General features: G+C 50.7%; 6 protein-coding genes. 4 read left to right on the top strand and 2 right to left on the bottom strand.

Annotated features, from left to right (window positions below; all coding sequences use genetic code 11):
- The 4 genes from COY37_RS00900 to COY37_RS00915 form a co-directional block, all read left to right on the top strand.
- The coding region (locus tag COY37_RS00900; protein ID WP_286975550.1) for an NADH-ubiquinone oxidoreductase-F iron-sulfur binding region domain-containing protein at positions 1–713 on the top strand (713 nt) is incomplete at its 5' end.
- Positions 710–1,441: a bidirectional hydrogenase complex protein HoxU gene (gene hoxU, locus COY37_RS00905; RefSeq protein WP_286678358.1), complete on the top strand. Its 732-nt coding sequence runs from the start codon at positions 710–712 to the stop codon at positions 1,439–1,441. The genes COY37_RS00900 and hoxU, both read left to right, overlap by 4 nt.
- A gap of 56 nt (positions 1,442–1,497) precedes the next feature.
- Entirely contained in the window at positions 1,498–2,034 is a 537-nt protein-coding gene (locus COY37_RS00910) for an NADH-quinone oxidoreductase subunit B family protein (RefSeq protein ID WP_353682444.1), read from the top strand.
- A 12-nt stretch (positions 2,035–2,046) separates the two neighbouring features.
- On the top strand, positions 2,047–3,480 hold the full coding sequence (locus COY37_RS00915; RefSeq protein ID WP_286678356.1) for a Ni/Fe hydrogenase subunit alpha: 1,434 nt from the start codon (positions 2,047–2,049) through the stop codon (positions 3,478–3,480).
- Positions 3,481–3,573: 93 nt separating this feature from the next.
- On the opposite strand, the gene COY37_RS00920 is transcribed toward COY37_RS00915, so the two are convergent.
- A complete protein-coding gene (locus COY37_RS00920) occupies positions 3,574–6,753 on the bottom strand; it encodes an AAA family ATPase (RefSeq protein WP_286975553.1) in 3,180 nt (1,059 codons plus the stop codon).
- Positions 6,750–8,027, bottom strand: a complete 1,278-nt coding sequence (locus COY37_RS00925) for a metallophosphoesterase family protein (RefSeq protein ID WP_286678354.1) — start codon at positions 8,025–8,027, stop codon at positions 6,750–6,752. The genes COY37_RS00920 and COY37_RS00925 overlap by 4 nt, the downstream gene beginning before the upstream one ends.
- Between the last annotated feature and the right edge of the window lie 75 nt (positions 8,028–8,102).

Raw genomic sequence — 8,102 nt, forward strand, 5'->3', positions numbered from 1 at the left:
AGCCGACCCTCATCAACAACGTCGAGACGTTTGCCAATATACCGCCCATCATCCGAAACGGCGGCGACTGGTTCGCCTCCATCGGCACCGAGAAAAGCAAAGGGACCAAGGTGCTCTCCCTGGTCGGCAGGATAAATAGCGTAGGCCTCATCGAGGTACCGCTCGGTATAACGCTTCGTGAGATCATCTACGACCTCGGCGGCGGCATCCCCGAGGGACGCAAGTTCAAAGCGGTGCAGACCGGTGGCCCGTCGGGCGGCTGCATCCCCGAGGAGCATCTGGATTTACCGGTCGACTACGAGTCGCTGATGCAGGCCGGCTCAATTATGGGATCGGGCGGCATGATCGTCATGGACGAGACCTCCTGTATGGTCGATGTGGCCAAATACTTTATGGATTTCTGCAAATCGGAAGCGTGCGGCAAGTGCATCCCCTGCCGGGTGGGCACCGTTCAGATGCATCATATCCTGGAGAAAATAACCAACGGTACGGCGACTACGGCCGACCTGCCGATGCTCGAAGAGCTCTGCGACCTGGCAAAACACGCCAGCCTCTGCGGTCTCGGGCAATCGGCGCCAAACCCGGTGTTGAGCACGCTGCGCTACTTCCGCGACGAGTACATTACCCATATCGAAGAGAGGCGATGCCCGGCCGGGGTGTGCAAGTTCAAAGACGCCGGCAGCTTTAGAGAAGCCGTGGAGGTGAAGCGATGAGACCGGAATCCGCTCGGCAAGAGCTACGTGTTAAGACGCTGAAGATAGATGGCCGCGACCTCGCCGGTCGTGAAGACCAGACCATTTTGAACGTGGCGCGCGAAAACCACATACGCATCCCCACCCTGTGCCAGTTCGAGGGGTTGACGAATTATGGGAGCTGTCGCCTGTGTCTGGTCGAGATAAAGGGCGTGGCGAAGCTCTTGACCTCATGCACCACCTATATCTGGGAAGGCATGGAGGTCACAACGAACTCGGAGCGATTGGTTCAGTATCGCAGGATGCTCCTCGAGCTTTTCTTTGCCGAGAGAAACCACATCTGCTCTATCTGCGTGGCGAACAGAAACTGCGCACTGCAAGGTCTCGCCTTAGAACTGGGCATCACGCATATCCGCTATCCCTACCTCTATCCGGGCCTCGGGGTCGACTCTACGCACGATAAGTTCGTCCTCGATCACAACCGCTGCATCCTATGCACCCGCTGCATCCGGGCGTGCTCGGAAATCGAGGGGGCCAATACCTTAGGCATGAAGCGGCGCGGCGTTAACGACCAGATCATTACCGACCTCGACCAGCCCTGGGGCACATCGCCAACCTGCACGAGCTGCGGCAAGTGCGTAAACGTCTGCCCGGTCGGGGCCATCTACGAGCGGGGCATGTCGATTGCCGAGGGGCGGCGCGAGCACACATTCTTGCCGCTTTTGCGGATTATGAGGGGTGAGCGCTAATGGCGAAACGGCAAACGGGGTCATCGCAGGCAGGCAAATCGCAAGCGAAAAAAGCAATGGAAAAACCGGCTGAAAAACCAAAGGTAGCGACAGTGTGGCTTGACGGCTGTTCGGGGTGTCATATGTCTCTCTTCGATATGGACGAGAGGTTGCTCGAGTTGGCTGAAAAGATGGATGTCGTATACAGCCCGCTCGTCGACACCAAGGAATATCCACAGGATGTCGATGTCGCGCTCGTCGAGGGGGCTGTCGGAAGCGAAGAGGACCGTCGCAGGCTTCTCACAATCCGCGAGCGCACGAAAACCCTCGTCTCGCTCGGCGACTGCGCGGTGACCAGCAATATCGTGGCGTACCGGAACCCGCACAAAGTCGTAGATCTCTTAAATGAAGTTTTTCTCGAAAACGCGAGCATCGGCTCGAAAATCCCCAAGGAGAGCGTCCCGGCGCTGCTGCCCTACGCCGTGCCGTTGCACGAGGTCGTGGGCGTGGACGTGTTCATACCGGGGTGCCCGCCCTCGGCGGATTTAATCCATGAAGTTATAAGCGAGCTGCTGGAGGGGCGTATGCCGGAGATCAGAAACCGGTTCGGATAGGAGGAGTAATCGGTGCAAAAGGATATCGTAATAGCGCCTGTAACCCGCATCGAGGGGCACGCGAAAATAACAATTCACCTGGATAACGAGGGGCACGTCGAGGACGCCCGCCTTCACCTTACGCAGTTTCGCGGCTTCGAGAAGTTCTGCGAGGGCCGCCCTTTCTACGAGCTGCCGTTCATCATGCAGCGCATCTGCGGCATCTGCCCGGTAAGCCACGCCACCGCCTCGTCGAAAGCCTGCGACGCCATCTTGTCGGTCAAGATCCCAGAGACCGGGCTCCTGCTGAGGCGAATCGCCAACCTCGCCCAGGTCATCCAGTCCCATGCCTTAAGCTTCTTCTACCTCTCCTCCCCCGACCTTCTTTTCGGCATGGACGCAGACCCGGCCAAGCGCAGCCTCTTCGATGTCGCCGCCGCCAACCGCCAACTCGCGCTCGACGGCATCTACCTGCGTAAATTCGGCCAGCAGGTCATCGCGCATATGGCAAGCACCGGAAAGCGCGTTCACCCCGGCTGGATAGTCCCCGGCGGCGTCGCCACGCCCCTTTCTTCGGATGCTCATAAAGAGATACGAGAGATGTTGCCCGAAGCCATGGCTGCCATACGCCGTACGCTCGACTGGTTCAAACGCTCGATGGAGAACTTTCGCGACGAAATCCGCACTTTTTCGAACTACCCCACCTATTTTGTAGGGATTGTTGGCAAGGACGGCGCGTTGGAATACACGGATGGGTTGATGCGGATCGTAAACTCAAGCGGGAAGGTTGTCGCCGACGGCATCGACCCGGTGGAGTATCAGGATTATATCGGGGAGATGGCTGAAGACTGGTCGTATATGAAATTCCCGTATTATAAGGCATCGCCGCCGCCCGACAACGCTTTTAGGGTCGGCCCGTTGGCCCGACTGAATATTGTTGATAAGGTCGATATGCCTCTGGCCGCCCAGGAGTGGACCGAGTTTCGCTCGCTTGAGCGCGGCGTTGTTTTGAGTTCGTTCCATTATCACTATGCGCGGTTGATTGAGATACTTTATTGTGTTGAGAAAATGGGCGCATTGTTGGATGAGCCGTACGTGTTGGGCAGGCGCATCAGGGCAAAAGCCGAGCCCAACTGCTCGGAGGGCGTTGGCGTCGCTGAGGCACCTAGGGGTATGTTGGTGCACCATTATAAGATTGATGATGACGGGCTTGTGACGAAAGCTAATTTGATAATCGCAACCGGGTTTAATAATGGTGCGATGAACCGTGGGGTTTTGCAGGTAGCGAAGCAATTTATTCGCGGGGCTGAGATACCTGAGGGCGCGTTAAACCGGATTGAGGCCGTTATCCGTGCCTTCGACCCGTGCCTGAGCTGCGCCAGCCACGCACTAGGGCAAATGCCGATGCGGGTGCAGCTGGTTGGGCCTGATGGGAGTGTGGTGAGCGAGGTTGGGAGGGGGTCGTAGTGTCTTTGGACTTGTACCCTAGGAATCGCTAATTTTACCATGCCGACTTCCTGTATACGGATCATTCTTCATATAGTCACTGTCCTCTACTGCTTAGGAATTCGTCAACCTCTCTTCGTTTAAATCAATTATCCTTGCGTCAGGAATCGTCCCCAGAAGCGGACTGAGGTTAGAATGACAAGTAAAATAGAAGACCTGATTAGTTTTGGTTAGCTCCTTAACCGCATCAAACGCTGCGATAAACCTATCAGGATCGAAGTTTACGAAGATATCGTCAAAAACTACCGGTAATCCATCAGCTCTTTTACTAAATTCACGAATGAAGCCAAACCTCAACGATAGGTAAAGTTGCTCTGCGGTACCCCTGCTTAGCTCCTGTATATCTTTTCTTCTGCCGTCGCTATCTTCCACATAAATTTTGGACTCATCCAACGGCGCGTAAATCCTAGAATATCTACCTTGAGTGATATGCGAGAAAAAGGATTGAGCTTCTTTGATAACCAGAGGTTGCTTTTCTTTTTCGTACCGCTCAAGTGCTTTTCTAACGATCGTCGTTGCGAGGATACGTGTAGACCACTCATCCGCAAGCATATCTAGCTTCCGCAGCTTCACCATCTTATCTATTTTTAATAGAGAGCCTTCTTCTCTTCGTTCTATGTTCTCGATATCCTTGGCGATGCTGCCTTGCTTTTTTAGAAGCTCTGCGTAATTGGCGTCGGCCTCATTAAAGGATTCCTCCAGTTGGGACTCCTTCTCGATTAAGCTTTCACGAGATGCTCCCTGCAGTTCTTCGGTAAACGCCTCATATTGCTCACCATCACCACCAACCCTTCTTATGCTCTGTTCGGATGAAAGAACCTCGTTTGATAACCTGGCATGCTCCTCCCAGTGCCTCGCGTTCTCCCTGAATTCCAGCTCAGATTTAGCAAAGCCCATGGCGAAAAGTTCGGATATCTCGCCTCTTAGACGCTCGATTTTCTCATCCAAATTTTTAATTTCAAGCGCCAGCCCTTTTCCGTCACTTGCAAGCTGTTCGAGTTCCCTGTTGTTGCTGATATTTAGCTCCACATCCTCGCCCAGCTTACTCAGCTCAACGATCACATCTATGTCTATGTCCGTGCTCTGTCGACCACAGCTTTCCATAACAGTAGAAATTTTTGCCTCGTATTCCTGAAGATAACTCCGGACTTGACTAATTCGCCCTACAAGCGTTTCAGCAGCTTTTTTCTTTTCGATACATGTTTTAACTGTTGCGAATATGTCGATTACTCCGTCGGGGCTAAGTTCTGGCTCTAGTCCTTTTTCGATAAGCCAATCCTTCCATGCCCTTATAGCACGATCGTTACGTTGCTTTAGAGCCTGAAGCTTATCATCCAAAATCTCTAATTCGCCGTCGTGCTGCTTAAACTTCAGTGCCAGCTCTTTCCCTTGGTTGTTTAGCTCATCTAACTGCAGCCGGCTTGTATCAGCCGCGCGCAATTCCGAATCTTTGTCTTCAATTTGCCGGGAATCCGGAATATCCTCGAAGCCGCATATCTGTGCATGTGTCAGAATTTCGTTTCTTGTTTTTTGCAGCTCAAACTCAAGCGCTTTTTTTCGATCTTCCGACTCTTCAGATTGCTTCCCAAGCATTTCAGATGCTTCGCCTTCAAGTCCATCACCCTTAGAAGATAACAACGTCCTGCTTACAACTACGTATACAATGGAAGACAGGATAAAACCGGCAAACCCTACGATACCCAGGATCATGCTATTAGTGGGGAGCGCTACTATCAGAAGAACGATTCCAATAGCTATAAATAAAACAGCTGGCCACAGGGGCATCTTCATCGGCGCTTCTTTCTGACGTGGCCTGAAGAGAATAAATAGCTCCCCTCTCTCCCGGAGGTTCCTAAGTTCAATCTCTTTCTCTCGTAAAATGGGACACTTTGCTCTTAGAGACTGAAGAGCCTTCCTTTGTTGGTCGAGCTTACCCTCATCTATCCACTGGTAACCGAGTGCCTCTACTCGCTTATCGAGAGATACTTTCTCGGCCTCAAGGGCCTTAATATTGCGCTCCACGTTAACAATGTCGCTTTCAGCACTGCGGATTTTCTCTTTAATATCCTCGATCTCATCAGATTTCTGCCTTACAATTTCTTTAGCGGGAATAGAGACATCAAAGCTGGAGAGTTTCTCTTCGTCCCAATCCGGCCCTATCTCCCTCAATAATTCCTTTAGGCCTTCTTCTGCTGCTTTTAGTTCGCCCTTTAGACCTGGAAGCTCATCCCTCGCCGTCGCATACTTCTCTTGCCCGCCCTGAAGCCCACAGATTTCACTTTCGGCATCGATCAATCGCTCATCGACAGCTACCAGCGATTCTCTGATTCTCATTTTTTCAAGCTTTTCCATTTTCGCAGTGCTGGCACTCTCTAGTTCATCGAGCTTTTCTAGCTTTCTTTCTAGGAGGACTACGCCATTTTCAGGAAAGCTTTCTATCGCCGGAACCTCTTGCAAGCGCTCTTTAACGTCATGTATTTTTCGCCAATCGGGCCAGGCCGTTATCAGATCCTTGGCATGGTTAAGATCGGCCCCTAACTGATGCCGACGCTGTCTTACAACTGCTACTTCTCTCTCAACCTCTTCTAGATCTCGGTGAAAATCATCAAATGCTTGCATTTCATTTTCTATCTCTTTGAGCCGCGAATTAACCTCATTAATTTTTTTAAATAGCGTATTAACTTCGGGCTTGTCAGACCTGCTGGGTTTATAGAGATTGCTGGCCTCTGCATCTAACTTACTTACAACCTCTGCAACAGAGATAGAGCCTGTCCCGGTGCCTGCGCTATAGAGCCGACCTTTAATCTCATCGTTGTTGAGCGTTTCAAAATCTTGAAGCTCACTGAGCCCAAAGGCAAAGACGTTCTCAAAGATATTTTTATTTATCGGCCCGAGCATATACGAAAGTGCCTCCATTCCACCTGTTGAGCCATCGGGCAGGGTTACTTGCACTGCATTGGAACTTCTTAAATAACGCTCGATTACATACCGTTTGTCATCACTGGTTGTTACAACCAATCTTCCACCATGGCTACCTCCTGCAAGAGGTGGATAGGGGTTTTGCCTTTGGCGTCCATCCGGAAAACCAAAGAGGATTCGTTTTATAAAAGAGAGAATGGTCGATTTCCCCGCTTCGTTCGGTCCGATAAATACAGTTAGACCTGGGGCTAGATCCCTTATCGGATAGTCGTGAAACTTTCCAAACCCATCGATATAGACCTCTTCAAACCTCATGAGGCCTCCCCTCCCATGAGGTTATCCAAACAAACCGTTTCCGCTCGCTTTAGTAGCTTAATGAGACGGTCATCATCCAGGGGTTCGAGTAATTTTCTTCCAGCCTTGGATCCAAATAATGGTTCAATGGCTTCTCTCAAATCAGCTAGCTTATCATCTCCCTGGTAGGTCTCCTCAAAAAGCTTAAAGAGGTCACCAATAAAATCTTCTCGATCCAACATAGATTCTCTATCAATCTCTGGGCCCGCGTCATTAACAAAACTCTCCACCCAGACAAATTGCTTTTCACCCTCTTCACTGGCTCTTAATTCCTCAAGAATATCGTTGAGAACGCCTTTTCTTGCAATAGAAGAGTATAGTGGCCCTCGACCAGTGAGGATAATCCTGCACAGTGCTGGTCGCCCATCAGATTCTTCGCGAATCTTTTCAATGCAGTTGTTGACCTCTAAAATTAAATCGTGTTCTGTCTGGAGTGAGCCTATGGGTAATTCTTCTATAAACCATCTTACGGAATCGACTTCGATAAACTCAGCGCTTGGATTACCAGAGCTATCAACATCCACTAAATAACATCCCCTGGGACCTACTTCTTTGGGGTTAAGGCCCTGGGGGTTGCCAGGATAAATTACCAGTGGTTTGCCATTGTTTCGAACATCTTTAGTATGCACATGGCCGAGAGCCCAATAATCGTAATTCTGCAGGGTCAAGTCTTTCCACGAGCACGGTGCGTAAGGCTCATGCCCAGCATTGGACCCCACATTGCAATGGAGCATACCGATAGTAAATAGATCCTTGTTTAGGTCTGCCTTCTGAGGGAACTTGCTCGTGAGGTTATCTGTTATCTCTTTCTTATGGAAGCTAATGCCACAGATCTGTGCGATCTCTTCGCCATCCTTCTCAACGCTGATTTCACCCACTACTTGCCCTTGATAAACATGCACGTTCTTGGGCCAGTTCAGGTTGGCCGACCATCCATTGAGCGGATCGTGGTTTCCATGCACTATATACGCATCTATCCCGGCATCAGATAAACGCTTCAAGCCATCTAGAAAGCGGAGTTGTGCTCGTAAACTTCTATCAGCACCATCATAAACATCGCCTACGACAAGGAGAAAGCTAACTTGTCGTTCAATACAAAGATCGATTATCCTGTCAAACGTCTTAAATGTTGCGTGCGTTAATTCTGAGCCTATTGCCTCACTAACCTCAGAAATTCCCTTAAAAGGGCTATCCAGATGTAAATCTGCCGTGTGTACAAAACTAAAAGCTTTCACTGTCGGCCCCTTGTTGGTACTTTTTGTTACCTCTTGTCAGCGCACTGAGCAGCACGCGCTGTCACTTAGAAGTGC

Origin of the sequence: Candidatus Aquicultor secundus (assembly GCF_002791875.1) — a bacterium.
GTDB classification, from domain to species: domain Bacteria; phylum Actinomycetota; class Aquicultoria; order Aquicultorales; family Aquicultoraceae; genus Aquicultor_A; species Aquicultor_A secundus.